The following is a 25,071-nucleotide window of genomic DNA, read 5'->3' on the forward strand; positions in this document are numbered from 1 at the left end:
TGACCCTATGCCCCTATGGAACCCGCCACCCCTGGCCTAGGTCCCTTGCCCCTACATGTTGTGTGGCGACACGCCCGAACAACCTACATATGGGGCACCCGTCCTAATGACTCGTCAATGAGGGCGGCGGTTTGGCGCCCAAGTTTTTTCGTAAACCAAAGGTTAACGAGCACCCTTGCCTCTCGGCAGATCAAGGGCTTGGCGGTCATTGACGCACCCCCGCTCACGACACTGTGAAGGGCTTACCGCGTAAGCGGCCTGACGCGCGGGATCAGCCGCTTCCGTCCGGCGGAAACGCGTCAGGGGCTGGAAAGCTGCGCGCTGGCGCTGGCCGAGGATGCAAACGAAAGGAGCCCGGCCTTTCGGCCGGGCTCCAAACGTTTCACCGATCGCTCGGTGGCCGAGATCAGAAGCTGATGTCGACCGTCGAACGGCGGTTCAGCGGTTCCTTCACGCCATCGGCGGTCTGGACGGCAAGGTTGGTCTTGCCCTTCCAGTCGACCGACAGGGCGGTCTGGGCGACGCCCATTCCGACCAGCGCGTCGGCCACGGCCTTCGCACGGCGTTCCGACAGGCGGATGTTGTAGGCCGCCGAACCGGAGGTGTCGGTGTAGCCGACCACAGTCACCTTGGTCGCATGACCGGCCGAGGAGTAGTTGGCCGCTTCCTGCACCACCGACTGGGCTTCCGGCGTCAGGATGTACTGATCGAACGGGAAGTAGACGATAAACTGCTTGGCCTCGTAGTGCGGCGGCGGCGGCGGAGGCGGCGGCGGCGGCGGGGGAGGCGGCGGGGGAGGCGGCGGCGGCGGGGGCGGCGGCGGCGGCGGGGGAGGCGGCGGCGGCGGCGGGGCGGCGAACGAATACCGCAGGCCCAGCGTCACCGAGTTGTCCTTGTAGCGGCCTTCGAAGTTGCCGGGCTGCAGCGCGCCGGTGCCGGCCGAGCTGTAGGTCGCCGGCGAGGTGCCGAGGTAGCGCCAGGTCACGTCGACCTTCAGGTGATCGGTCGCCTTCCAGGTCGCGCCAGCCAGAAGCTGATAGGCGAAGACCGTCTGGCTGTCGTCGATCACCAGGTTCTGGATCGCCGGGTTCGCGCCGTTCGGCGCGGTGACGGTGCCGGTGATGTTGGAGAACTGACCGTTGGTGGTCAGGTTCAGGTGGTCCACGCCGATGCCGGCGCCGATGAACGGATCGATGACCCAGTCCGGACCGATGTCATAAATGACATTGCCCAGCAGGGACCAGGATTCGATCTTGCCGCCGGGCGCGCCGCAGGACGGCGAAGCGGCGGTGCGCAGCACGTCTGGCGAGCAGAGGCCGATGACCGCCTGATTGGTGCCGCCGCGGACCGAGGTGAGATCACCCGGGCGATATCCGACTTCCGCTTCAACGCGCCAGTGATCGGTCACTTGGTAGCCGAGCCGGGCGAAGGCGGTGTAATCCTTGTCCTGCTGGAAATTCCAGATGTACTTGTTCTGGTTGGCGGCCAGGTTGCTGGAATCCAGCTTCATCGCCATCGGCATGTGGTAGCCGAGATCGACGGCGCCATACCAGCCGACTTGCGCAGAGGCGCCCGACGCGGCGAACACCGCCGCCAGCGCGGCCCCTGCCAGGAGTTTGAACTTCATAATCAGAGCCCTCTCAGTTGCCCTAGCGCTGCGGCCTTTCGACCCAGCTTTTCTTATATCAAGGCCCACAGATTGCGTAAGTGTCACCGAAGCCACACTCGAACCTCAATCTCTTAGACCCGCGAACCTTTGCCGGACGCTATACGACTATCGCCGTGCGGATCAACATGGTCTCGTAAGTCGATCCATTTCTTCACAGAAAATCCGTCGCGCCCGACGCCCAGACCGGTGGGCGTGTTACTTGGCCTGAAGTTCGATTCGCCCACTGGCGGCCCGACTATGGGGCCGCGCGGCCGGATCGAAATCCTTGGAATGACTTGTAAATCCCCTTCTTTGCCGCAGGTGGCGCACCGATCCGCCGAAAAGCCGTTTTGACCTGGGCCAACCGCTTTCGGAACCTCGCTCGCGCTGCGACTTGCGCCCCCTGTACTGACCCGCGCCCCAATCGCGCTCACCTTGCAACGTGGACGGCGCCGCTTGGTTCCCACCACAGGGCCGGACACGGACCAAATTCGGGCGCCGTACCGGCGCCGTTGAGGCCGCAGGGTGTGTCAGGTGCTCGACAGTAAATGTGGGGCGTCCCGCGCGACTCACGGCGTCGCTTGAGAATTCGCGCGATGGGCCTAAGCAGGGCTGCCCGGAGATCTGACCGATGAAGCCGCTGCTGTTCGCCCTGTCGCTGGTCGGCGCCGCCGCCGCGCTCGCCGCCGCGCAGGCGGGCCCGGCGGGCGTCCAGGTGCTGCGGCCGTGGAGCCGGCCGGCCGTCGAGGGGACCAACGCGATCGGCTACATGGTGCTGGCCAACCGCGGCCGGCGCGTCGATGTCCTGGAAAAGGTCGAAAGCCCGGTCGCGGCCAGCGTGGAGATGCACGAAAGCGCCATGGCCGGCGGCGTCATGTCGATGAAGCCCGTGCAGATGGTCTCGGCGCCGCCCGGCGGCCAGGTCACCTTCGGCCCCGGCGCCTACCACCTGATGTTCATCGGCGTGAAGCGGACCCTGAAGGCGGGCGACCAGGTTCCGGCCACCCTCAGCTTCGCCAGCGGCGCCAGGCTGAAGGTGAGCTTCGCCGTGACCTCTGGCCTGCCGCCGACTTAGACCTGCGGAACGCAGGCCGCACATTCCTGACCAAAATGTAACACCCGGCAACCTCTTCGCCGGGGCATGGTCGCAGCAGGTCAACCTATCGAGAGCCCTAACTGGAATGAAGACTTTCTGGCTCGCGGCCGCCGCGGCGGCCGCCCTCCTCGCCGTCGGCCCCGCGCTCGCGGAAACCGAACCCGCCCAGCCGCCTGTGGCCAAGGCGCCGGCGAAGAAGCATCCGGCGAAGAAACCGGCCGCGAAACCGGCTCTGGCCGCGGCGACGCCGCGCGGGCCGCAACCGGACCTCTCCAAGGCCGTCCGGATGGGCGCCTGGGGCTTCGACCTCGCCGGCCGCGACACCAGCACGTCGCCCGGCCAGGACTTCTTCCAGTACGCCAACGGGGCTTACGAGAAGAGCCTGACGATCCCCAGCGACCGGGCGAGCTTCGGGTCCTTCGATGCGCTGAACGACCTGTCGCAGGCGCGCCTGCACGCCCTGCTCGAAAAGACCGCCGCCGACACGTCTGCTTCCTCCGGGGCGACCGGCGAACAGGCCAAGGTCGGCGCGCTCTACCGCAGCTTCATGGACGAGGCGGCCGTCAACGCGCTGGGCGCCAAGCCGATGGCCGCGGACCTCGCCGCCATCAAGGCCGAGAAGACCAAGGCCGATGTCGCCCGCGGCATGGGCCACGCCCAGAAGGTGTTCGGCGGCTCGGTGTTCGCCGCCTCGGTGCAGGTCGACGGCAAGGACCCCGACCACTACGCGGTCTATCTGAACCAGGCGGGCCTGGGCCTGCCCGACCGCGACTACTATCTGGAAAAGAGCTTCGCGAAGCAGAAGGCCGCCTACGAGGCCTATGTCGCGAGGCTCCTGACGCTGGCCAAGTGGCCCAACCCGGCCGCCAGCGCCAAGGCCATCGTCGAGATGGAGACGCAGATCGCTCAGGCCTCCTGGACGCGGGCGGAACAGCGCGACGACAACAAGATGTACAACGCCTACGAGACGGCCAAGCTCGGCGAACTGGCGCCAGGCTTCGACTGGCCGGCCTTCATGGACGGCGCGGGCCTTTCCAAGGCGACCCGCGTCGTCGCCCAGGAGAACACGGCGTTCCCGAAGATCGCGGCGGTCTTCGCCAAGACCCCGATCGCGACGCTGAAGGCCTGGCAGGCGTTCACCCTGGCCGACCAGGCCGCGCCCTACCTGTCGCAGCCCTTCATCGACGCCCGCTTCGATTTCCGCGGCAAGGCGCTGGCCGGTCAGCCGGCGCAACGCCCGCGCTGGAAGCGCGGCGTGCAGCTGGTCGACACCCAGATCGGCGAGGCGCTGGGCAAGGTCTATGTCGCCGCCTACTTCCCGCCGGAGAGCAAGGCCAAGATGCTGGGCCTGGTGGGCGACATCCGCACCGCCATGAAGGGGCGCATCGAGCGCCTCGACTGGATGACCGCGCCCACCAAGGCCAAGGCGCTGGAGAAGCTCTCCCAGTTCACCGTCAAGATCGGCTATCCGGACAAGTGGCGCGACTATTCGGCCTTAACGATCAAGGCCGACGACCTCTACGGCAACGTCAACCGCGCCTCGACCTTCGACTGGGACTTCCGGGTAGGCCGCCTCGGCGGGCCGGTGGACCGCTCTGAGTGGGGCATGACGCCCTCGACCATCAACGCCTACTACAACCCGACCGGCAACGAGATCGTCTTCCCGGCCGCGATCCTGGCCCCGCCGTTCTTCGATCCGGACGGCGACATGGCGGTGAACTACGGCGCGATCGGCGGGGTGATCGGCCACGAGACCACCCACGGCTTCGACGACCAGGGGCGGCACTACGATGGGACCGGGCGGCTGACCGACTGGTGGACGGCGGAGGATGCAGCCAAGTTCCAGGCGGAGACGGTGAAGCTCGGCAAGCAGTACTCGGCCTTCGAGGTGCTGCCGGGCGCCAAGATCAACGGCGACCTGACCATGGGCGAGAACATCGCCGACCTGGGCGGCCTGCTGCTGGCGCTGGACGCCTACCACACGTCTTTGCACGGAGCGCCGGCGCCGATCATCGACGGTTTGACCGGCGACCAGCGGGTGTTTCTGGGCTGGGCGCAGGTGTGGCGCGCCAAGACCCGCGACGACGCGCTCCGCCAACAACTGGTCAGCGATCCGCATTCGCCGGAGCGGGCGCGGGTGGACGTGCCCATGCGCAACGTCGACGCTTTCTACGCCGCCTTCGGCCTGAAGCCGGGCGACGCCATGTACCTCGCGCCGGGGGATCGGGTCAGGATCTGGTGAGTCTCCCCTCCCCGTTCCGGGGGAGGGATACTTTTGGCTCTCTCGTCAAAAACAGTTCCGCGCAAAAATTTGGCCCGCTGCAGGGGATAGTTGCAGCGGGCCTTATTTTGAGCAGTCGCTCTAAAAGAGCGGGCGTTTCCTCCCCGAAACGCCGGAGATCGGAAGGTCTTGCGCCTTCATGTCTCTCGCGGGGGTGAAGAGATGGCAATTTTTCACCCGAGTCAACGTTGTGCAGGCCACAAGCGCGCATGAAGCGATCAGTTTTTCGCGAGCCCGGGCAATTTCGGTCTCGTTTTGACGAGTCCGTCAAATAACGCGGTGCTTCAACGCGATAAACGGCGGGCAGTCGACCTCGAAGACGAAGTCCGGCTGCGAGACCGTGACGGGACCGAGCCCGGCGGCTGTCAGCGCCGCGGCGGCCTCCGCGGCGCGCGAGCTTTCGATCATCAGGCCATGCGGGCGCGGCGTCGCGCCCGCAGCGGTGAGCGTCTTCACCGCCTTCGCCTCGGCCGGCTCGCCGGTGGCCGGCCAGATCAGGGTCGAGCTGGTCAGCGCCGCGGCGCGGGCCTCGACGGCGCGCAGCAGGCGCTCCGCGCTCGCCAGCTGCTCGGCGCTCCAGGCGGCCTTCAGGCTGGCGGCGAGTTGGGCCTGGCTCTTCAGGATGAGGCCGTCCGTGAGGATTTTCAGCCCGTTGGCGGCCAGGGTCGCGCCGGTGGTGGTGATGTCGACGATCAGCTCGGCTGCGCCCGAGGCGGGCGCGCCCTCGGTCGCCCCGCCCGATTCGGTGATCCGGTAGTCGACCACCCCGTGGCGGGCGAAGAAGGCGCGGGTCTGGGCCAGGTACTTGGTCGCCACCCGCATGCGCCGCCCGGTGCGGGCCAGGAAGTCGTGCGCCACCTCCTCCAGGTCGGCCATGGTGTCGACGTCGAGCCAGCTCTTCGGAACGGCGGCCACCAGGTCGGCGCGGCCGAAGCTTAAGGGCCGGAGCAGCAGCACCCGGCTCTCCAGGTCGCCGCGTTCGCGCAGCAGATCCTCGCCGGTGACGCCCAGGTGCGCCTCGCCCGCGCTCAGGGCGTCGGCGATGTCGGAGGCCGACAGCAGGCGCACCTGCACGCCCGGCAGGCCCTTGAGATTCGCCAGGTAGCCGCGCGCGCCGCCGCTCACCGCCAGCGGCAGACCGCAATCGGCCAGCCATGCCTCGACCTGTTCCTTCAGCCGGCCCTTGGAGGGGATGGCGAGGATGAGGGGTTCGCTCATGCCTCGCCTCCCGCGTAGGCGCGCCAGGGCCGAACGACACAGCCGACCGCGCGGGCGTCGGCCGTTCCGCCCAGGCGGGCGAGCAGGCTGTCGTAACGGCCGCCCGAGGCCACGGGCCGGTCGGCGCCCAGCGCGTCCGAGCGCACCTCCAGGGTGATGCCGTCGTAGTAGTCGAAGGCGTGGCCCAGGGCCGGCGTGAAGCGTAGGCGCTCAGCCGGGATGTCGGCGAGCTTCGCAAGCCGCGCGTCCCAATCCGCCAGGGCGGCGTCGATGCCCGCGCCCTTGCCGGCCAGCGCGCGGACCTGCAACAGGGCCGCCGCCGGCGCCTGCGAAATCGCCATGAAGGCTTCGATCGCCTCGGCCTGCGGCTTGGTGAGGGCCGGCGCGCGGGCGGCCTCGGCGCGGCGCACCAGGCGCGCGGCGATCTCGCCGGGTCCCCGTCCGCCCACCGGTTCGACCCCGGCCAGCGCCCAGACCTCCTCCAGCATGGCGGCGGCCTGGGGTTCGGAGAGGCCCGAGAGCATGGCGGCGAGCTGGCCGCCACCGGCCGCGGGCGCCGCGGCTTCACCGGCCCGGCCAAGCTCCGCCCAGAGCAGGCGCGGGCGGCCGGCCACGCGCTTCAGCCGCGCCGACAAGGCGTCGGGCAGCTTCAGGCTCTCGATGAAGGCCGCGAACAGGCCGACGTCGCCCAGCCACAGCGTCAGGTCCTTGCGGCCCCCGGCCAGCGCCGCCCTCCAGGCGAGGCTGGCGATCTCGGCGTCGGCCTCGACCGTCGCGGGGCCGGCGGGCGCGAACAGTTCAACGCCGAGCTGGACGAATTCCTCCGGCCGCTGACCTTCCGGCTCGGAGCGGAACGCCGGGCCCTCGTAGACATAGCGCCCGGCCGTCGCCCCGCTGTCGATGTGCTGGCGCGCCACCGCGGCGGTGAAGTCGGGACGCAGGCAGGCTTCCGCCCCACCTTCGGCCTGGACCACGAAGAGGCGCGCGCGCATCGCCTCGCCGGCCAGGTCGAGCAGCAGGTTGAGCGGCTGCAGGATCGGCGCGTCGACGGGCTGGGCGCCCGCGCCGGCCAGCGCCTCGCGAATGGCCGCCAGGGCCGTGGCCGGAACCGGCGGTTCGACCCTCACGGCTGCGGATCCACGATCCGGCGCACGGCGGCGACAAGCTCCGCACGCGGAACGGTCATCTGGCCGGGCCGCTCGGCGCGCCAGGCGGCGTTGTCGCTGACGCCGGACGCCAATTCGCGGCCGAGGTCGAGGTCCTTCAGCGTCACGGTCCCGGCGGCGAACTCGTCGCCCCCGATGATCACCGCGGCGGGTGAGAGGCGACGGTCCGCATACTTCATCTGCGGCCGCATGCCGGAGGTTCCGAGGTAGACTTCCGCCGCGATCCCGGCCGCGCGGAGTTCCCCGGCCACGGCCATGTAGTCGGCCATCCGCTCAGACTCGAGCACCAGCACCACCACCGGCCCGCGCGCGTCGGCGGCTAGGTCGCGGCCCGCCGCCTTCAAGGCCGCCGCCAGCCGCGTCACGCCGAAGGAGAAGCCGGTGGCCGGCGTCCGCTCGCCGGTGAAGCGCGCCACCAGGTCGTCATAGCGCCCGCCGCCGCCGATCGAGCCGAACCGCATGGGCTGGCCCTTTTCGTCCGTGGTCTGAAGAAGCAGCTCCGCCTCGAACACCGCACCGGTATAGTACTCGAGCCCGCGCACCACCGACGGATCGAAGGCCGCCCGGTCGGCGCCCACGCCCATGCTGCTCAGCGCCGCGTCGATGGCCGCCAGTTCGGCGAGGCCCTCGTCGCCCTCGGCCGAGCCACCGACCACGTCGGCGAGTTTCGCCAGGGTGCCCGTGCGGTCGCCGGCCCCGGCGGCGGTGAAGGCAATCACCCGCTCGGCGGCGGCGGCGCTCAGGCCGGCGCCCTTGGTGAAGTCGCCGCTCTCGTCCTTGCGCCCCTCGCCCAGCAGCAGGCGCACGCCGTCGGGGCCCAGGCGATCCAGCTTGTCGACGGCGCGCAGCACCGTGAGCTTCTGCGCCTCGCTGGCGACGCCGGCGGCGGTCATCAGGCCGTTGAGCAGTTTGCGGTTGTTGATTTTCACCAGCGCCGAGCCGGCCGGCAGGCCCGCGGCCTCGAGGCCGGCGACCGCCATGGCGATGATCTCGGCGTCGGCTTCCGGCCGCGCCGAGCCCACGGTGTCGGCGTCGCACTGCACGAACTCGCGGTAGCGGCCGGGCCCCGGCTTCTCGTTGCGCCAGACCGGGCCGAAGGCGTAGCGGCGGAAGGGCTTGGGCAGGGTCTCCCAGTTCTGGGCGGCGAAGCGGGCCAAGGGCGCGGTCAGGTCGTACCTGAGCGCCATCCATTGTTCGTCATCGTCCTGCAGCGCGAAGACGCCCTCGTTGGGACGGTCGGCGTCTGGCAGGAACTTGCCCAGCGCATCGGCGAACTCGAAGGCGCCGGTGTCCAGCGCCTCGAAACCGTAGCGCTCATAGACCTCCGACACCGCGGCCAGGATCTTCCGCTCGGCGGCGAGGTCGCGGGCGCGGCGGTCGATGAAGCCGCGGGGGCTGCGGGCTTCGGGACGCATGGTGTCGGTCATGGTCCCGCGCTTAGCGTCTGCGGCGTCTCGGCTCAAGGAAGCTTCTTGGGAAGGGAGGTCGTCCATGGTCGTGTCCTGGTGAAGAGGAAGCGACGGACGAGGCTGAAGTGAAGGAGGCCCCGTCCGCATCGGCGGGGCTTCGGAGAGGGTCGCTTTAGGCCAAGCGTTCCCGAACCGAACCCGCCAGGGTCGGATGGTGATGGCCGTGATGATGCGCGAAACCGCTCATGGGAGCGGGCTAATAGCGGGGAAGCGTGAAGAAAGCGAGTCAGCCTTTCAGCTTGCCGATCAGCCGCGCCGTCGACGGATCGTGGGCGCCGGACGGGCCGCCTTGCAGCTCACCCAGCACCTTGGCCGCCAGGCTCTTGCCGAGCTCGACGCCCCACTGGTCAAAGCTGTTGATCTCCCAGAGCACGCCCTCGACGAAGGTCTTGTGCTCGTAGAGGGCGAGCAGAGCTCCGAGGCGTTCCGGGTCCAGGCGGTCGAGGAGGATGAAGGCCGAGGGGCGGTCGCCCGGGAAAGTGCGCTGCGGCGCGAGCGTCTTCAGCTCGTCCTCGGAGACGCCCTTGGCGGACAGCTCTTCGCGGACCCGGGCCTCGGACTTCCCGACCATCAGGGCCTCGGCCTGGGCGATGACGTTGGAGATAAGGATCGTCTGCGCCGCCGGATCGCCCTCGGAGGCCTCGCGGACGGCGATGAAGTCGGTGGGGATGATGTCGGTTCCCTGGTGCATGAGCTGGAAGAACGCGTGCTGCACATTGGTGCCGGCGTCGCCGAACACCGCCTGGGCCGTGTGGTGCGGCGCGGGCTGGCCGGCCTTGGTCACCTGCTTGCCGTTCGATTCCATCTCCAGCTGCTGCAGGAAGTTGGGCAGGAGGCGAAGGCGCTGGGCGTAGGGCACGACGGCGCGGACGGGCCGCCCCAGGCCGTTGCGGTTGAAGACGTGGGCCAGCGCCAGCAGCGTCGGCGCATTGGCCGCTAGCGGCGCAGTCTGGAAATGGGCGTCCATGGCCGCCGCGCCGGCCAGCAGGCGTTCGAAGACCTCCGGCCCCAGGCCGATCACGCAGGACAGGCCAACCGGCGACCAGACCGAGTAGCGGCCGCCCACCCAGTCGCCGAAGCCGAAGACCTGGTCGTCTGGCACGCCGAAGGCCGCCGTCTCCTTCAGGGCCGCGGAGACCGCGACCAGGTGGCCGTCGGCGGCCTTGCCAAGCGCCGCGCGCAGCCAGTCGCGGGCCGCCTTGGCGTTGGTCATGGTCTCTTGCGTGGTGAAGGTCTTGGAGACCACCACCACCATCGTCTCGGCCGGGTCGAGGCCGTGCAGGGCGAAGGCGAGGTCGGCGGGATCGACATTGGCGACGAAGCGGACCTCGATCTGCGGGTCGAGCGGGCGCAGCGCCTCCCAGACCAGCCGCGGGCCGAAGTCGGAGCCGCCGATGCCGATGTGCACCAGTTTGCGGAACGGCTTGCCGGTCGCGCCCTTGTGCGCGCCGGAACGGATCGCGTTCGCAAAGGCGGCCATGCGCTCGCGCATGGCGTCGACCGCCGCGCTGACGGGTTCGCCATCGGCCTTGAAGTCGGAGCCCTTCGGCGCGCGCAAGGCCATGTGCAGGGCCGCGCGGTGCTCGGAGCTGTTGACCGGCTCACCGGCGAAGAACCGGGTCCGCGCCGCCTCGACATCCGCCGCGCGCGCGAGGTCGAGGCAGACGTCGAGATCGGCGAGCGACCAGGGCTGTTTGGAAAGCTCCAGCTCCAGGCCCGCGGCCGCGACGGTCAGGCGGCCCAGCCGATCGGGCTCGGCGTCGAACAGGTCCACGATACGGCGGCTGTCCGCCTTGGCGGCGGCGTCCTTCAGGCGCCCCCAGGCGGCGGTCAGGTCGGACAAGACGGCTCCTTGGGCGGGCCTATTCGGCGGAGTTGTACTTCACGCTGCAGCCATAGGGTTGCGAGACGGGCGTGGCCACCGGGCGTCCGGCCTTCAGGTCGGCGAGCGCCAGGGCGACATAGGGCTTGGCGCCTTTCAGGCTCTCTGGGTCCGAATAGGGCCGGTCGTCGATGCCGCCCATGTAGGCGATCTTCCCGGCCTTATCGATGACGAACATGTGCGGCGTGTTCTTGGCCTCGTAGGCGCGGCCGATCTTGCCGGCGCTGTCGAGCAGGATGTCGGTGCCGGCCCAATGCTGCTTGGCGGCCCAGGCCTTGGCGGTCTTGGCGGTGAAATAGCCCTGCATGTCGGGCGCCGAGGAGGAGATGGTCAGCCAGACGACGCCGTCGGCCGTCTCCTTCTTCTGCAGGGCCTGCATGGTTCCGGAGCCATAGTGCTTGCCGACGTAGGGGCAGCCGGAGTTGGTCCACTCCAGCACCACCGTCTTGCCGGCGAAGTCGGCGAGCGAGCGCACGTGACCCTGGTCGTCCATGGCCTTGAAGGCAGGGGCGGGCTGGCCGAGTTGCGGCGCGGCGAGCGCGGGCGCGGTCACGCCGAGCGAAAACGCCAAACTGAGAAGCGTGCGGGAAATCGTCATCGGCAGGCTCCTTTCTTCTAACTCTTGCCCATTCTAACTCTTGTCAGCGGCCTCCACCGCCTTGACCACAATATCCGGCGTCAGGATGGACGGCAGGATAACGCCGTCGCCGCCCTGGGTTCCATAGACCAGATAAAGCGGCACGCCGGCCCGGCCGTGCGCGGCCAGTTCGGCGGCGATGTCGCCGTCGCGCTTCGTCCAATCGGCCTTCAAATAGGCGACCTTATGGCGCGCGAACGCCTGGGCCACCTGGTGGGTGGAGATCGCCACCTTGTCGTTGACCTGACAGGAGACGCACCAGGCGGCGGTATAGTTGACGAACACCGGATGGCCCTGCGCGCGAAGCTCGGCCAGGCGCGCGGGGCTGTAGGGCTCTGTCTGCAGCTCGGCGGCCTTGTCCTGCGGCCAGACGACCGCGGCCACCGCGAGGACGCCCAGCAGAGCCGCGGCGGCGGCCGAGGCGACCGGCTTGCCGCCCAGGACCGCGCGGCGCTGCGCCAGGCCGGCGAGCCAGGCGGCGAGGCCCACCGCCACGCCCGCCGCGAACAGCTTGGCGAGGTCTTCCGGCCCCGCCTGCTGGGCCAGCACCCACGCGAGCCAGGCCGCCGCGCCATACATCGGGAAGGCCAGGGCCTTGCGGAACAGCTCCATCCAAGGGCCCGGCCTGGGCAGGCGCGAGAGCAGGCCCGGCGCATAGGCCACCAGGACGAAGGGGGCTGCGAAGCCAAGGCCGAGCGCCAGGAAGACGCTGAGCGCCGCGACCGCGGGCTGGGTCAGCGCCCAGCCGAGCGCTGGGCCCATGAAGGGCGCGGTGCAGGGCGCGGCCACGACGACGGCGAGCGCGCCGGTGAAGAACGCGCCCAGGCTGCCGCCGCGGCTGGCGAGGCCCGAGCCCGCGCCCTGCAGCGAGGTCCCGACCTCGAAGAGGCCGGAGAGGTTGAGCGCGACGGCCAGCATCAGGAGGCACAGCACCGCGACCACCGGCGGCGACTGCAGCTGGAAGCCCCAGCCGACCGCCGAGCCGGCCGCCTTGAGCGCGATGAGCCCGGCGGCCAGCGCCAGGAAGGTCAGGACCGAGCCCGCCCCGAAGGCCAAGCCCTGGCGGCGCGCCTCGGCCTGCTCGCCGCCGCCGTGGCCGGCCAGCGAGGCGGCCTTCATGGCCAGGATCGGGAACACGCAGGGCATCAGGTTGAGGATCAGCCCGCCCAGGAAGGCGAACAGGGCCGCGGCCGCGAGGCCCAGGGTGTCGCCGCCCTGAGCCTTCAGCGGCGGCGGGCCGAGGCCGGCGGCGCCGGGCGGCGGGGTGCCCGGCGCGGCGGAAACCTCATAGGCGTTGCCGCCCACCGCCAGCACGCCAGCGAGCGCCGCCGGGGCCTTGCCGCCCTGGAAGGCGTAGCCGGGGGCCAGCGTCAGCGTCAGGCCGTCGGGGCCGCGCTCGATCGCCTGCGGCTTTGCGTGGTCGATGACGGTGGACTCGAACGGGAAGAAATAGGCGCCAGCCATGTCGGCGCCCTTCAGCACCGCCCCGGTGACCGCCAGCGCGACGTTGGGACCTTTCGGCTGGAAGACGGCGTTGAGCGCCGCGGGCTTGGGCGCGGCGGCGACGGCGGCTTCCACCTGATCGCCCCACTTGGGGTCCTCCGAGGCCGTGGCCCCGGTGACCGGCAGGGTGAGCGTCAGCGCATCGTCCTCCGGCACGCAAACGTCGGCGCAGACCAAGAGCGAGACCGCCGCCTTCAGGGTGACCTTGTCGCCCGCCTTGGCGCCCGCCGGCGCCGTCAGGGTCATGGGCAACAGGACCTCGTCCTCGTAGCCGTAGTTCATCAGGGGTCCGACCGGGATGCGGACCGGCGCGGGCCAGATAAAGCCGCCGGCCTGCCAGCCGTCCGGCAGGGTCCATTTGATCTGGGTCGGCTCGCCTGAGTCGCCGGAGTTGCGCCAATAGGTGTGCCAGTGCTTCTGGATCTGTTGGCGCAGCGCGATGTGGATGGTCTCGCCGGGCGCGATTCCCTGGCGCTCGGCCACCAGCTCGACGGCGACATGTTTCGCGGGGCCCGGCGTGCTTTGCGCGGGCGGCTGCGCCGCGGCCGGCATCGCCATCATCAGCGCCAGGAACAGGCCTGCCAGGAACCGCATCTTCGCCTCTTACGCACCGTCAACCGCGGGCTATATGGCCCGGCTTGAGCCTGCGCGCAAAGCAAGGCTCGACTTGGGCGCGCGGCCACCCCCATCATCGTCCTCTTCGCTCTTCCGAGTCCTGAGGTTACGCGTGCCCGCATCCTTCGACGACATCGCCATCGGCCAGGTGGTCACGCTGGGCGCGGCGGCCGTGGATCCGGACGCGCTCACCGCCTTCGTCGCCGCGTTCACCCCGGGCTGGACGGCCGACCGCGGCGCGCCGGACGCGATGGTCTACGCCATCTGGGCCAAGCTCGACGCGGTCGCCCATACCGACTGGCCGCAGACCAAGCGCTTGGGGGTCGACGCGCTGCGCTGGGTGCGCAACCCGCCGGCGGGCGAGCTGTTGCGCGGGCGCATGACCATCATGGCCAAGGACCCCGTCGGCGAAGGCAAGGGCATTGTGATCGCCCAGCACGACCTCCTGGACGAGGCCGGGCGGCTGGTCTTCTCCTGCCTGACGCGGAGCGTCTTTGCGCGGTAAGCCTTAGGGCTTGCGGCCGTTCTGGGCCTCGAACTGCTTCACCAGGGCCAGCGCCACCAGCCGGTCCCAGCCGAGCAGCGAGATCAGGTGGGCGTGGATCTGCGGCAGCGCGCCGTTGTCGCGCAGTTCGATGTACTTCTCGACCGGCAGCTTGTTCAGTTTCTCCTCGGAGACGCCGAAGTATTCCGCGATCTTCTGCGGCTCGCCGGGCTGGTTGTTGGCGTCGACCGGCGTGAAGGTGGCGGTCTTGGATTCGAACAGGTCCAGGTCGTTGAGGATCTGGATGAAGCTCTGGGTCTTCTGCCGCTCGAACTCGAAGTTGTTGCAGAACTCGATGCAGTTCTTGGTGTAGGCGCTGGGCTGGCCGTCGGCCTCGAAGAAGGGCTGGTCGAAGCCCTTGTCGACCACGAACTCGGCGGCGCGGTCGATGCACAGCACCATCTGCTTGGCGGCGTCATCGTTGGCGAAGATGAACGGGTAGCGGCGGATGTAGGCCGGGACGTAGACGCCCGCCTCGAACAGCCCATCCGGGCGCAGGAACATGTTGTCGCCGGCGTTCAGGCCCATCACCAGGATCGGCAGCTTTTCCTCGCCCATGAAGATGATCGGGCCGGTGGCCACGGCCGAGGGGAACTCGCCGACCGTCAGCGGCACGGCGTGGCCGGCCTTCGCGAAGCCGAACGGCCCGTCCATGTTCTTGACGCCGATCTTGCCGTGCATCTCGGGCGAGAGCGGCTCGGGTTGCGAATAGAAGAGCACGTTGCCGGTGATGGCGGGCTGGCCGGTGGTCGTCATGAAGCGCCTTCGAGAAACGAGGAGAACCGCGAGGGGCGAGTGCGCCCCCGCGCGGGAAGTCGCGCCTTCTAGCCGATCAGGCCCCGGCTCGCAAACGGGGCTGGAAAATGCGGGCGCTCGCCGCTTGCGCCGCCCGGAACGAGAGGCTTTGATCGCAGGCATAGTTCATGGCCGTGAGAGCCAGCCCATAGGAATTCGGAGGAATAGTCGTGCCCATCTTTTACCCGGACATCCTCGACCAGAAGACCGCGCCGCGCACCTTCACCTACGGCGACAAGGACGTGATGCTCTATGCGCTGGGCGTCGGCATGAGCCGCGATCCGATGAACGAGACCGAGCTCGCCTTCACCTATGAGAAGAACCTGAAGGTGATCCCGACAGCGGCGACGGTGCTGGCCTCGGCGGGCGGCCGGCCGGCCCGGGGCGCCGATCAGGTCGAGCAGAAGCCGGGCCATCGGGCCAGCGTCATCAACTTCCTGATGGTGGTGCACGGCGAGCAGAAGGTGGAGCTGCACAAGCCGTTGCCGACCTCGGGGACCTTCACCGCCCAGGGCCGCACGATCGGCGCCTATGACAAGGGCAAGGACAAGGGCGCGGTGATCGTCAACGAGACCGTCTGGACCGATGAGGCCGGCGAGAAGGTCGCCACCCTGACCGGCTCGACCTTCGCGCGCGGCGACGGCGGCTTCGGCGGCCCCTCGGAGGGCCAGCCCGAGCCGCACGCGATCCCGTCTCGCAAGGCCGACCTCTCGGTCGATATCGAGACCCGCGAGGACCAGGCGCTGATCTACCGGCTGAACGGCGACCGCAACCCGCTGCACTCCGATCCGGAGAGCGCCAAGCGCTCGGGCTTCCCGCGGCCGATCCTGCATGGCCTGTGCACCTACGGCATCACCTGCCGCGCCGTGCTGCAGGCGATCACCGGCTACGATCCCGACCAGATCCTCAGCCACCAGGCGCGGTTCTCCGCCCCGGTCTTCCCCGGCGACACCATCACCGTCGACCTTTGGAGGGACGGGAAAGAGATCTCGTTCGAGGCCCGGGTCGCGGCGCGGGGCGCCACGGTGATCAAGAACGGCCTCACCGTGCTTCGCAGCTAGGGCCGCCTCGCCGAGAATAGGACGTGGCGGCGGAGCGGATGGTCCGCCGCCAGCTTCGGATGGTCGAAATCGCGGGCCGGGTCGGGCGCCATGCCGACTCGGCGCATCACCGCCTGGGAGGCCAGGTTGGTGGTCGCCGTGATGGCGATGATCTCCGCCAGATCGCGGTTCGCGAAGCCCCAGTCGAGGGCGGCGCGGGCCGCCTCCGAGGCGTAGCCCTGGCCCCAGGCGTCGGGCGCGAAGCGCCAGCCGACCTCGACACAGGGGCCGGGCGGCAGGTCGTCGCCCATGACGATCAGGCCTGTGAGGCCGACGACGGCGCCGCTGGCCTTCGGCGCCACGCCCCAGAAACTGAAGCCGTGCTCGGCCTGGTGCGCCATGACCCGGTCGACGAAGGCGTCGCTCTGCGCGCGGTCCTGGGCGCCGGCCAGCCAGTCGCCCACCCGCGGATCGCCGTTGATGGCGAAGACGGCGTCGCGGTCGCGGTCGTCGAGCGGCCGCAGCATGAGGCGGCCGGTTTCGATCAAGCTGGCCGGCCCTGGGTCAGCGCGCCATAGAGGTCGGGCCGGCGGTCGCGAAAGAAGCCCCAGGCGGCGCGGTGGGTGGCCAGGAAATCGAGGTCGAACTGCGCGACCAGCGCGCCCTCGTCCTCGCGCCCGAAGGCCTGGACGAGGTCGCCGCGGTGGTCGGCGATGAAGCTGGAGCCATAGAACAGCTGGCCGCCGTTCGGATAGTTCTCCCAGGGCTCGAAGCCGGTGCGGTTCGCGCCGACCACCGGGATCACGTTGGAGACCGCGTGGCCCTGCATGGCGCGCCGCCACGGGGCCGCCGTGTCGAGGGTGGGATCGTGCGGCTCCGAGCCGATGGCGGTGGGATAGAGCAGCACCTCGGCGCCCATCAGCGCCATGGCGCGGGCGGCCTCGGGGTACCATTGGTCCCAGCAGATGCCGACGCCCAGCCGCCCGAAGCGCGTATCCCAGACCTTGAAGCCGGTGTCGCCGGGCCGGAAATAGTACTTCTCCATATAGCCCGGGCCGTCCGGGATATGGCTCTTGCGGTAGACGCCCTTCAGCGAGCCGTCGGCGTCGGCCATCACCAGGCTGTTGAAATAGTGCGGCCCCTCGCGCTCGAAGATCGAGATCGGCAGGACGACACCCAGCTCGGCCGCCAGGGGCGCCAGGGCGGTGACGCAGGGATGCTCGCGCCAGGGGTGGGCCTGGCTGAACCAGCGCTCCTCCTGGGCGACGCAGAAGTAGGGGCCCTGGAACAGCTCCGGCGGCAGGATCACCTGGGCGCCCCGGCCGGCGGCCTCGCGGATCAGCTCGGCGGTACGGGCGACGTTGGCGTCGAGATCGAGGCCGAAGCTCGCCTGGAGCGCGGCCACTTTGATCATACGGGCCATCAGGCGGGCTCCTGCTGGGTGATGCAGTGGAACGAACCGCCGCCGGTGAGGATCGCGCGCGACGGCAGGCCGATCACCTGGCGGCCCGGGAACAGGTGCTCCAGCGCCTGGACCGCGAAGGCCCCTGCCTCAGCGGCGTAGATGGGCACGATCACCGCCCCGTTGGCGATCAGGAAATTCATGTGGCTCGCCGGGGCGGCGGTCTTGCCGTCCGCAGCGTCGATCCAGCCCGGCGAAGGGATCCGCACCACCTTCAGCTTGCGGCCCGCCGCGTCGGTGGCCTCACCCAGGCGCCGGGCGGCGTCGTCGAAGGCCTTGGCGTTGGGGTCGTTGCGCCCGAAGGCGACGGGACAGACCACGACGCCCGGGGCCACGAAGCGCGCGAGGTTGTCCACGTGGCCGTCGGTGTGGTCGTTCAGCAGTCCGTCGCCCAGCCAGATCGTCTTGGTCGCGCCAAACGCCGCAGCGAACGCCGCCTCCGCCCTCGCGTCGCCCCAGCCGGCGTTGCGGTTGACGTGCAGCACGCACTGGCCGGTGGTCAGGATCGTGCCTTCGCCGTCGTGGTCGACCGCGCCACCCTCCAGGATGAAGTCGTGGGCGACCAGGGGAACGCCGGCGGCCTGAGCGATCTGGGCGGCGACGGTGTCGTCGTGCTCCAGCTCGTACTTGCCGCCCCAGCCGTTGAAGCGGAAGGCCTGGGCGCGCGGGCCGTCCGGGCCTTTGGTGAAGATCGGGCCGGTGTCGCGCAGCCAGATATCGCCAAAGGCGCCCGGCACGATCTCGATCCCGGCGACGCCGCCCAGCTGACGCTGAGCGTCGGCTTCGCCCTCCGGCGAGCCGGTCATCAGCTTCACCTGCTCAGCCCCGGGACCGGCCAACGCGCGGGCGAGCGCGGCGACCTCCGCCTGGGCTTCGGCCAAGTCGTCCTCCCACAGCTCCGCATGGCTGGGAAAGCCCAGCCACATGGCCCGGTGCGGGCTCCATTCTGCGGGAACGGTGAGCGTCATGGCGATCCAAACTCAAGGCGACGCGCGCAGATGGTCCGCGCCCAACCGCCCGTCAAGGCCCGCCCAAACGAAAGGGGCGGCCCGTCGCCGGACCGCCCCCTCGAACCCAAGGCCGTAGCCTCTCGACTTAGAACTGCAGGTGCAGCGTTACCGAATAGAGACGCGGCGAGTTGTAGGTCGGGAAGAAGGGCACCGGCGTCTTGGTGAAGGTCGGCGTCAGCACCACGGAGGTGGCGTTCGGAACCGACGCCGTCAGCTTGTAGGGCTCGCGCGCGTTGGTCAGGTTGGACACGTTGAACTGCAGGTAGGTGTTCTGCGCGCCCCACCAGGTCACCGGCAAGCGGGCGTCGGCGTTGACGATCGTGATGTCCGGCAGGGCGACGGTGTTGATGTCGTCGAGCCAACGGCTGGAGGTGTACTTCACGTTGGCGCCCACATCGATCCAGCCGAAGTCATAGCGGGCGTTGGCCGTGAAGGTGCGGTCCGGGGTGAGCACCAGTTCCTTGCCGGAGGTCGGCAGGGCGATGCCGACGCCGCCGGACGAGGCGACGACTTCGTTGCTCTTCACGTCGCTCTTGATGAACTCGGCGCTGGCGTAGACCGAGAAATGCTCGAACGGCGTCGCGCCGATTTCCAGATCGACGCCGTAGATGTCCACCGTGCCGATGTTGCGGTCGATGGAGATCGTCGGGTCGGCGGGGTCGAAGGACTGGACGATCCGGTTCTTGTACTGCACGCCGAAGGCGTTGGCGGCCGCGGTGACCACGGAGGTCTGGTAGCGGTAGCCGGCCGCGACGCTTTCCGAAGTTTCCGGCTGCACGAGCGCCGGCGACGACGAGTAGAGGTCGTCGGTCTTCGGCGCCGAGAAGCCCTCCGCATAGGTCGCGTAGACCATCTGGCTGTCGGTGAACCGGTAGGTCACGCCCGCGTTCGGCAGCACCTTGTTGAAGTTGAACGTCTGGTTGAACGGCAGGCGGAAGGCGAGTTGCTTCGTGGTCGGATCGAAGTTGATCGCGCCGTTCCGGCCGAACAGCAGATTCGACAGGAGCTGCTTGGCGTTCCCAGTCGCGTTGTCGGCGTTCAAGGCCGCGAGGACCTGAGCGGGATCGATGGTGTCGCAATAGGCGCTGGTGCCGTTGAAGGTGTAGCAGAACTGCTCAAGCTCGCGCTTGAAGAACGGGGCGCGGACGCCGACGTTCACGTGCAGCTTATCGTCCATGAACTTGCCGATGTAGTTCAGGTCGACCTGATTCAGCTGGGCGATCGAGTGGCGGTCGCGGCCGCGCAAGGTGCTGCCGTCGGCCGTGGCGACCGGGGTCGAGCCGTCCATGCCGTTGCCGCCGAACACCGAGCCGGGCAGGCCGTTCACCGGATTGATGAAGCCGAACTCCTGGGTCTGGCGGTGCATGCCGTAGTCGAGCGTGTAGCCGACCGAGAAGTGGTTGTGCTCGTCCATGTCGTAAAGGAGCGAGCTCAGGATCACCCAGCGGTGGGTGTTGGTGTTGTTCGGGCTGTAGAGGTCGACCGTGTCGAGGAAGTCGCCGTCGCCGTTCAGGTCTACGCCGGGCGATCCGGCCTTGTTGCCCTTCAGGCGCGGGTCGGTTTCCGAGATGGCCTGGACGCCGCCGCCGTTGGCGAGCGTGTAGAAGAAGCCCGGGTCGAAGGTGAAGGTCAGCTTGTCGGTGATCGAGAACTTCGACTGGCCGCGGATGGTGCCGAAGATCACCGGGTTGGGGTGCAGGGCCCAGAAGTTGCCGTCCAGACCATTGGCCCCGCCGCTGCCCTGCTGGAAGCCGTTCAGGCAGCCGCCGTTGATCAGCGTGCCGCAGCTGGCGAGCGGGGTGTCGGCCTTGCCGGCGACCGCCGTGGGCACGGACCAGGCGGTGTTGAAGTCCAGCGTGGACTTGCTGAGGCCCGGCTGGGCGAACTGGGCGAGCGACGAGCCGTCGTAGAAGTAGTCGTGCTCGAGCACATAGCTGGCCGCGAGGCTGACGAAGTCGGAGCCCTTCAGCGGCTGATAGATGCGCGCGTCGAAGCCTTCCTTCATTTCCGGGCCGATGCCGACCCACTTGTCGGAGTGGTCGTAGTTGCCCGACAGGTACATGCGGGTGCCCCAGGGGCCGATCTCGCCGCTTTCGATCTCGCCGTAGTAGCGGGTCCAGTTCTCGCCGCCGACCGTCGCCGCGCCGATGAATTCGCGGTCCTTGGTCGGGATCTTGGAGACCAGGTCGACCGTGCCGCCGACCGCCGAGGCCGTCGGGCTGTCGACCGAGGTCGCGCCCATGTTGACGGTGATGTGGTCGGTGATTTCCGGGGTCAGGTATTCGCCGGGGAACACCGCGTAGTTGCCGGTGTCGTTCACCGGCACGCCGTCGATGGTGACGCCGATATGGGCGCCGTCGAAGGCGTGGATGCGCAGGTCGCCTGACAGGTTACCGGTGCCGTCTTCCGAGGTGTAGTTCACGCCCGGCAGCAGGTTGATCAGCTGGGCGAAGTTCTGGCCCGACTGCTGGTGCTCGAAGAACTCGTGGTTGACGATCGATTCGTCCTTGGCTTCCTGCACCTGGGTGATCACACCCGCGACGCTCGGTTGGCCGCGGGCCCCGGTGACGACCAGTTCCTGGACCTGGGTCGCCGTCGACTGCGCAAACGCGCCGGAGGCCATCAGCAGGCCAGAGGCCAAGGCGGTGGTCGCGCAGAGAGCGCGGTTCAGTTTCAGCTTCATGATATCCCCTCTTAGAGCACCCCGAAGCCGCCACCCCAGGCGACTCCGCTGTCTTGATTTAGCCGTATAGCGTGCAAATGGCATCCGATGGTGACGCTTTTGCTACGGTGACATCAGGTCGCGCATGGAAGCCACAAGGTGTGGCGCCGGCGCCCTCCCTGGGGCGCCGGGCGGCAACGAAGTTCGACGGAAATGGTAGGCCTACGGATGTCTGACGCCGCTGACGCAAGGGATGGTGAGGCGCAGACCCGCATGGCCCTATGGCTTGTGGCCGGACTCACCATGATCCGGATGATCGCGCTGTTCCGTACACCGCTGGAACTCTATCCGGACGAGGCCCAGTACTGGCTTTGGTCGCGCGCCTTGGCGTTTGGATATTATTCCAAACCGCCGGTGATCGCCTGGGCGATCTGGGCCTCAACGGCCTTCGGCGGCGACGCCGAGCCCTGGGTGCGGCTGCCGGCCGCGCTGTTCCAGGCGGGCGCCGCCTTCGTGGTCTTCGCCATCGGCCGCCGGCTCTATGGCCCCAAGGTCGCGCTTGTCGCCACGGCCCTCTATGCGCTGGCGCCGGCGATCCAGCTCTCCGCCACGGTGGTGGCGACCGACGCGCCGCTGCTGTTCTTCATCGGCCTGACCTTGAGCGCCTATACAGCCCTGCAGGAGGCCGCAGGACGGGCGCGCCTGCTGCTCGCCGCCACCCTCGGGGCGGCGCTGGGCCTGGCGTTCCTCAGCAAGTACGCGGCGGTCTACGCCCTGATCGGCATCGGCCTGCATCTGGCGCTCTCGCCGGCCGCGCGGCGCGGCTGGACGGCGGCCCCGGCGGCCCTGGCGCTCGGGGTCTTCGCGCTCGTGCTGGCGCCCAACCTCGCCTGGAACGCCGCCCACGGATTCGCCACCCTGCAGCACACCGCCGCCGACGCCCACTGGGCCGGACGCAAGCTCTTCAACCTGGCCGAACTGGGCCGATTCCTCGGCGAGCAGTTCGCCGTGTTCGGACCGATTCCGTTCGCGGTCCTTGTCGTCGGCGCGGGCCTCCTGGCGTGGCGCCGGCGCCTGGAAGCGCCCGACGTCCTGCTGCTCTGCTTCACCCTGCCGCCGATCGCCATCGTCGCGGTGCAGGCCTTCGTCAGCCGCGCCAACGCCAACTGGTCGGGCGCGAGCTATCTGCCGGGCGCGATCCTGGTGGCGGCCTGGCTGATCCGCTGGCGGACCCGCAAGCTCATGATCGCCGCCATCGGCATGCAGGCGGCCATGGCGGCGGCGTTCCTGGCGGCGGTGATCTCGCCCCGGCTGATCGACAATCTCGGCGGCTCCAATGCCCTCAAGCGGGCCCGCGGCTGGGACCAGACGGCCCAGGTGGTGGTGCGCCGCGCGCGGGCTGAGGAACTCGGCGGCCTCACGGCCATCGCGGTCAACAACCGCTTTCTCTACTATGCGCTCGCCTACTATGGCCGCGACTACTTCCGTGAGCCGACGGCCGCGCCGCTGACCATCTGGTTGCGCGGCACGACGGCGGGCAACCAGGCGGAGGCCAGCGCGCCGTTGACGGCCGCCCGCGGCGGCCGGGTGCTCAACGTCGCCTACGAGAGCTGGTTTAACACCGAAATGGCCGCGGACTTCACCAACGTCGAGGACCCGCAGATCGACGACATCTTCCTCGACCGCAAACACCAGCGGCGGCTCGACCTGTTCCTCGGGACCGGCTTTACGCCGAAGCCCCGCGACCCGAAGACCGGCTACCCCAGCCCGGAATGGAAGCCGGGGGACAACGTCAAGGCGACGCGCGCCGAGATCGTCATTCCGCCCGCGCCGCCGCCCGCGCCGGAAAGGCCCTGATCAGGACGTCTTGGCGGCTTTCGCAGGCCGGGCGGCCTTCGCCTCCTGTTCCGTCGGGAACACCAGCGTCGGCTGAGCGACGTAGCGGTCGGGGAACACCTGACGCAGCGCGACGACCTTGGGGATGTCGTAGGCGGGGATGTAGGGATTTTCGGGGTGCCGGACGAGGTAGTCCTGGTGGTGATCCTCGGCGTTGAAGAAGCCCTTCAGCGGGTCGACCCGGGTGGCGATGGGCTTGCGATACACGTGGGCGTCGTTCAGCTGCTTGATGTAGGCCTCAGCCACCCGCTGCTGGTCGGGGGTCGAATAGAAGATCTCGCCTCGGTACTGCGGCCCCTCGTCCGGGAACTGCATATTGACCTGGGTCGGGTCGGTGGCGACCGTGAAGAAGATGCGCAGGATCTCGCCATAGCTGATCTCGGCCGGATCGAAGATGATCTTCACGGACTCCGCATGGCCGGTCGTACCTGTGCTGACCAGTTCGTAGTGCGCCAGCGAGCCGGGACCGCCGGCATAGCCGGAGTAGACCTTCTTCACGCCCTTCACGTGCTCGAACACGCCCTGGACGCCCCAGAAGCAGCCGCCGGCGAGCACGGCGGTCTCCGTCTTACCCGCCTCGGCGGTGGAGACGTCGATCTTCGGCACAGGCAGCGCATTGGCCGGCGAAGCGGCCTGGGCGACGGGCGCGGCGACGGCGATGAGGAGGGCGGCGGCGGCGAAAAGACGGAGTTTCATGGGGTCGGGATACCCTTGGGTGAAGCGTGTCGGTCGCTTCAGTATACGCCATCCCGCGCCGGATGGTTACAGGGTGCGTTCTAGACCTTCACCGCGAACGCCGCCTCGGTTTTGGCCTTCACCTCGTCCACGGTCACGCCCGGCGCCAGTTCGGTAAGCGTCAGCGGCGACTTGCCCCGGCTGACGTCGAAGACGCCCAGCTCGGTGATCACCAGGTCGACGACGCCCTGGCCGGTGAGCGGCAGCGTGCAGGCCTTGACCAGCTTGGGCGCGCCGGACTTCTCGGTGTGCTCCATGACCACCACCACGCGCTTGACGCCGGCCACCAGGTCCATGGCGCCGCCCATGCCCTTGACCATCTTGCCGGGCACCATCCAGTTCGCCAGGTCGCCGTTCTCAGCCACCTGCATGGCGCCCAGGACCGACAGGTCGATATGGCCGCCACGGATCATGGCGAAGCTGTCGGCGCTGGAGAAATAGCTGCTCATCGCCAGCTCGGTGATGGTCTGCTTGCCGGCGTTGATCAGATCGGCGTCGACCTCGTTCTCGGTGGGGAACGGCCCCATGCCCAGCATGCCGTTCTCGCTCTGCAGGGTCACCGAGACGCCGGGCGGGATGTAGTTGGCCACCAGGGTCGGGATGCCGATGCCCAGGTTCACATAGAAGCCGTCGCGCAGCTCCATAGCGGCGCGGGCCGCCATCTGGTCGCGGGTCCACCCTTGCTTGAGTTCAAGAGGCATCAGGCGGTCTCCGTGGCGCGGATGGTGCGCTGCTCGATGCGCTTCTCGAAGGTCGCGCCCTGGAAGATGCGGTCGACGTAGATGCCCGGCGTGTGGATCTTGTCCTTGTCGAGCGCGCCGGTCGGGACCAGCTGCTCCACCTCGGCAAGGGTCACCTTGCCGGCCGTGGCCATCATCGGATTGAAGTTCCGCGCGGTCATCCGGTAGACGAGGTTGCCTTCGTGGTCGCCCTTCCAGGCCTTGACGATTGAGAGGTCCGCGGTGAGGCCGCGCTCCATCACATACGTCTCGCCATCGAACTCGCGGACTTCCTTGCCCTCGGCGACGAGGGTGCCGACGCCGGTCTTGGTGAAGAAGGCGGGGATGCCCGCGCCGCCGGCCCGGATGCGCTCGGCCAGCGTGCCCTGCGGGTTGAACTCCAGCTCCAGCTTGCCGGAGAGGTAGAGCTCGGCGAACAGCTTGTTCTCGCCGACGTAGCTGGAGATCATCTTGCGGATCTGGCCACCGGCCAAAAGGATGCCGAGGCCGAAGTCGTCCACGCCGCAGTTGTTGGAGACCACCGTCAGGTCCTTGACGCCGGCGTCGCGGATCGCGGCGATCAGGTTCTCGGGGATGCCGCAGAGGCCGAAGCCTCCCGCCATGATGGTCATGCCGTCGAAGAGCACGCCGCTGAGCGCCTCGCGGGCGCCGTCTGTTGTCTTGCTGGCCATG

The 25,071-nt window shown here is 69.0% G+C and carries 20 protein-coding genes; 5 read left to right on the plus strand and 15 right to left on the minus strand.

Going from position 1 to position 25,071, the window contains the following annotated elements; translation table 11 throughout:
- Positions 1-406: 406 nt before the first annotated feature.
- Positions 407-1,627, minus strand: coding sequence for an OmpA family protein (locus VKQ35_RS16230; protein ID WP_324363472.1), 1,221 nt, complete (start codon positions 1,625-1,627; stop codon positions 407-409).
- 652 nt (positions 1,628-2,279) lie between these two features.
- On the opposite strand from VKQ35_RS16230, the gene VKQ35_RS16235 reads away from it, so the two are divergent.
- Entirely contained in the window at positions 2,280-2,723 is a 444-nt protein-coding gene (locus VKQ35_RS16235) for a copper chaperone PCu(A)C (RefSeq protein WP_324363474.1), read from the plus strand.
- 106 nt (positions 2,724-2,829) lie between these two features.
- Positions 2,830-4,986: a M13 family metallopeptidase gene (locus VKQ35_RS16240; protein WP_324363476.1), complete on the plus strand. Its 2,157-nt coding sequence runs from the start codon at positions 2,830-2,832 to the stop codon at positions 4,984-4,986.
- 306 nt (positions 4,987-5,292) lie between these two features.
- On the opposite strand, the gene hisG is transcribed toward VKQ35_RS16240, so the two are convergent.
- The 6 genes from hisG to VKQ35_RS16270 form a co-directional block, all read right to left on the minus strand.
- The gene (gene hisG / locus VKQ35_RS16245; RefSeq protein WP_324363478.1) at positions 5,293-6,243 is read right to left on the minus strand and encodes an ATP phosphoribosyltransferase; all 951 of its coding nucleotides are present in this window, start codon (positions 6,241-6,243) and stop codon (positions 5,293-5,295) included.
- The gene (locus VKQ35_RS16250) at positions 6,240-7,370 is read right to left on the minus strand and encodes an ATP phosphoribosyltransferase regulatory subunit (RefSeq protein ID WP_324363480.1); all 1,131 of its coding nucleotides are present in this window, start codon (positions 7,368-7,370) and stop codon (positions 6,240-6,242) included. Before VKQ35_RS16250 ends, hisG begins: the two co-directional genes overlap by 4 nt.
- Positions 7,367-8,836, minus strand: a complete 1,470-nt coding sequence (hisS, locus tag VKQ35_RS16255; RefSeq protein WP_324363482.1) for a histidine--tRNA ligase — start codon at positions 8,834-8,836, stop codon at positions 7,367-7,369. Before hisS ends, VKQ35_RS16250 begins: the two co-directional genes overlap by 4 nt.
- Positions 8,837-9,104: 268 nt before the next feature.
- Complete coding sequence (gene pgi / locus VKQ35_RS16260) at positions 9,105-10,721, minus strand: glucose-6-phosphate isomerase (protein ID WP_324363484.1); 1,617 nt, start codon at positions 10,719-10,721, stop codon at positions 9,105-9,107.
- 19 nt (positions 10,722-10,740) lie between these two features.
- Entirely contained in the window at positions 10,741-11,358 is a 618-nt protein-coding gene (locus tag VKQ35_RS16265; RefSeq protein WP_324363486.1) for a redoxin domain-containing protein, read from the minus strand.
- A gap of 33 nt (positions 11,359-11,391) precedes the next feature.
- Positions 11,392-13,494 carry a protein-disulfide reductase DsbD family protein gene (locus VKQ35_RS16270; protein WP_324363488.1) on the minus strand — a complete coding sequence of 701 codons (2,103 nt, stop codon included), beginning with the start codon at positions 13,492-13,494 and terminating at the stop codon, positions 11,392-11,394.
- Positions 13,495-13,627: 133 nt separating this feature from the next.
- On the opposite strand from VKQ35_RS16270, the gene VKQ35_RS16275 reads away from it, so the two are divergent.
- On the plus strand, positions 13,628-14,020 hold the full coding sequence (locus tag VKQ35_RS16275) for an acyl dehydratase (RefSeq protein WP_324363490.1): 393 nt from the start codon (positions 13,628-13,630) through the stop codon (positions 14,018-14,020).
- Between the two features lie 3 nt (positions 14,021-14,023).
- On the opposite strand, the gene VKQ35_RS16280 is transcribed toward VKQ35_RS16275, so the two are convergent.
- The gene (locus VKQ35_RS16280; RefSeq protein WP_324363492.1) at positions 14,024-14,815 is read right to left on the minus strand and encodes a SapC family protein; all 792 of its coding nucleotides are present in this window, start codon (positions 14,813-14,815) and stop codon (positions 14,024-14,026) included.
- 209 nt (positions 14,816-15,024) lie between these two features.
- Between VKQ35_RS16280 and VKQ35_RS16285 the strand changes: the two genes are divergently transcribed.
- Complete coding sequence (locus VKQ35_RS16285; RefSeq protein WP_324363494.1) at positions 15,025-15,915, plus strand: MaoC/PaaZ C-terminal domain-containing protein; 891 nt, start codon at positions 15,025-15,027, stop codon at positions 15,913-15,915.
- On the opposite strand, the gene VKQ35_RS16290 is transcribed toward VKQ35_RS16285, so the two are convergent.
- The 4 genes from VKQ35_RS16290 to VKQ35_RS16305 form a co-directional block, all read right to left on the minus strand.
- Positions 15,912-16,442, minus strand: a complete 531-nt coding sequence (locus tag VKQ35_RS16290; protein ID WP_324363496.1) for a GNAT family N-acetyltransferase — start codon at positions 16,440-16,442, stop codon at positions 15,912-15,914. The two genes, VKQ35_RS16285 and VKQ35_RS16290, sit on opposite strands and share 4 nt — an antisense overlap.
- Positions 16,439-17,317 carry an N-carbamoylputrescine amidase gene (aguB, locus tag VKQ35_RS16295; RefSeq protein WP_324363498.1) on the minus strand — a complete coding sequence of 293 codons (879 nt, stop codon included), beginning with the start codon at positions 17,315-17,317 and terminating at the stop codon, positions 16,439-16,441. Before aguB ends, VKQ35_RS16290 begins: the two co-directional genes overlap by 4 nt.
- The gene (locus VKQ35_RS16300; RefSeq protein ID WP_324363500.1) at positions 17,317-18,324 is read right to left on the minus strand and encodes an agmatine deiminase family protein; all 1,008 of its coding nucleotides are present in this window, start codon (positions 18,322-18,324) and stop codon (positions 17,317-17,319) included. The genes aguB and VKQ35_RS16300 overlap by 1 nt, the downstream gene beginning before the upstream one ends.
- Before the next feature lie 127 nt (positions 18,325-18,451).
- Positions 18,452-21,049, minus strand: a complete 2,598-nt coding sequence (locus tag VKQ35_RS16305) for a TonB-dependent receptor (protein WP_324363502.1) — start codon at positions 21,047-21,049, stop codon at positions 18,452-18,454.
- 252 nt (positions 21,050-21,301) lie between these two features.
- Here VKQ35_RS16305 and VKQ35_RS16310 point away from each other — a divergent pair, with 252 nt between their 5' ends.
- Complete coding sequence (locus VKQ35_RS16310) at positions 21,302-22,885, plus strand: ArnT family glycosyltransferase (RefSeq protein ID WP_324363504.1); 1,584 nt, start codon at positions 21,302-21,304, stop codon at positions 22,883-22,885.
- On the opposite strand, the gene msrA is transcribed toward VKQ35_RS16310, so the two are convergent.
- From msrA to VKQ35_RS16325, 3 genes are all read right to left on the minus strand, one after another.
- Positions 22,886-23,620 (minus strand): peptide-methionine (S)-S-oxide reductase MsrA, encoded by a 735-nt coding sequence (gene msrA / locus VKQ35_RS16315; protein WP_324363506.1) that lies wholly within the window; start codon positions 23,618-23,620, stop codon positions 22,886-22,888. It lies immediately after the preceding gene.
- An 80-nt stretch (positions 23,621-23,700) separates the two neighbouring features.
- Entirely contained in the window at positions 23,701-24,360 is a 660-nt protein-coding gene (locus VKQ35_RS16320; protein ID WP_324363508.1) for a CoA transferase subunit B, read from the minus strand.
- Complete coding sequence (locus tag VKQ35_RS16325) at positions 24,360-25,070, minus strand: CoA transferase subunit A (RefSeq protein ID WP_324363509.1); 711 nt, start codon at positions 25,068-25,070, stop codon at positions 24,360-24,362. The genes VKQ35_RS16320 and VKQ35_RS16325 overlap by 1 nt, the downstream gene beginning before the upstream one ends.
- Position 25,071: the final 1 nt, after the last annotated feature.

The organism is Phenylobacterium sp., from assembly GCF_035309685.1.
In the GTDB taxonomy this organism is placed as follows: domain Bacteria; phylum Pseudomonadota; class Alphaproteobacteria; order Caulobacterales; family Caulobacteraceae; genus Phenylobacterium.

Coding starts and splice junctions, on each gene's coding strand:
- VKQ35_RS16230 (WP_324363472.1), bottom strand. CDS start 1,627: ATGAAGTTCAAACTCCTGGCAGGGGCCGCGCTGGCGGCGGTGTTCGCC.
- VKQ35_RS16235 (WP_324363474.1), top strand. CDS start 2,280: ATGAAGCCGCTGCTGTTCGCCCTGTCGCTGGTCGGCGCCGCCGCCGCG.
- VKQ35_RS16240 (WP_324363476.1), top strand. CDS start 2,830: ATGAAGACTTTCTGGCTCGCGGCCGCCGCGGCGGCCGCCCTCCTCGCC.
- hisG (WP_324363478.1), bottom strand. CDS start 6,243: ATGAGCGAACCCCTCATCCTCGCCATCCCCTCCAAGGGCCGGCTGAAG.
- hisS (WP_324363482.1), bottom strand. CDS start 8,836: ATGACCGACACCATGCGTCCCGAAGCCCGCAGCCCCCGCGGCTTCATC.
- VKQ35_RS16265 (WP_324363486.1), bottom strand. CDS start 11,358: ATGACGATTTCCCGCACGCTTCTCAGTTTGGCGTTTTCGCTCGGCGTG.
- VKQ35_RS16270 (WP_324363488.1), bottom strand. CDS start 13,494: ATGCGGTTCCTGGCAGGCCTGTTCCTGGCGCTGATGATGGCGATGCCG.
- VKQ35_RS16280 (WP_324363492.1), bottom strand. CDS start 14,815: ATGACGACCACCGGCCAGCCCGCCATCACCGGCAACGTGCTCTTCTAT.
- aguB (WP_324363498.1), bottom strand. CDS start 17,317: ATGGCCCGTATGATCAAAGTGGCCGCGCTCCAGGCGAGCTTCGGCCTC.
- VKQ35_RS16300 (WP_324363500.1), bottom strand. CDS start 18,324: ATGACGCTCACCGTTCCCGCAGAATGGAGCCCGCACCGGGCCATGTGG.
- VKQ35_RS16305 (WP_324363502.1), bottom strand. CDS start 21,049: ATGAAGCTGAAACTGAACCGCGCTCTCTGCGCGACCACCGCCTTGGCC.
- VKQ35_RS16310 (WP_324363504.1), top strand. CDS start 21,302: ATGGCCCTATGGCTTGTGGCCGGACTCACCATGATCCGGATGATCGCG.
- msrA (WP_324363506.1), bottom strand. CDS start 23,620: ATGAAACTCCGTCTTTTCGCCGCCGCCGCCCTCCTCATCGCCGTCGCC.
- VKQ35_RS16320 (WP_324363508.1), bottom strand. CDS start 24,360: ATGCCTCTTGAACTCAAGCAAGGGTGGACCCGCGACCAGATGGCGGCC.
- VKQ35_RS16325 (WP_324363509.1), bottom strand. CDS start 25,070: ATGGCCAGCAAGACAACAGACGGCGCCCGCGAGGCGCTCAGCGGCGTG.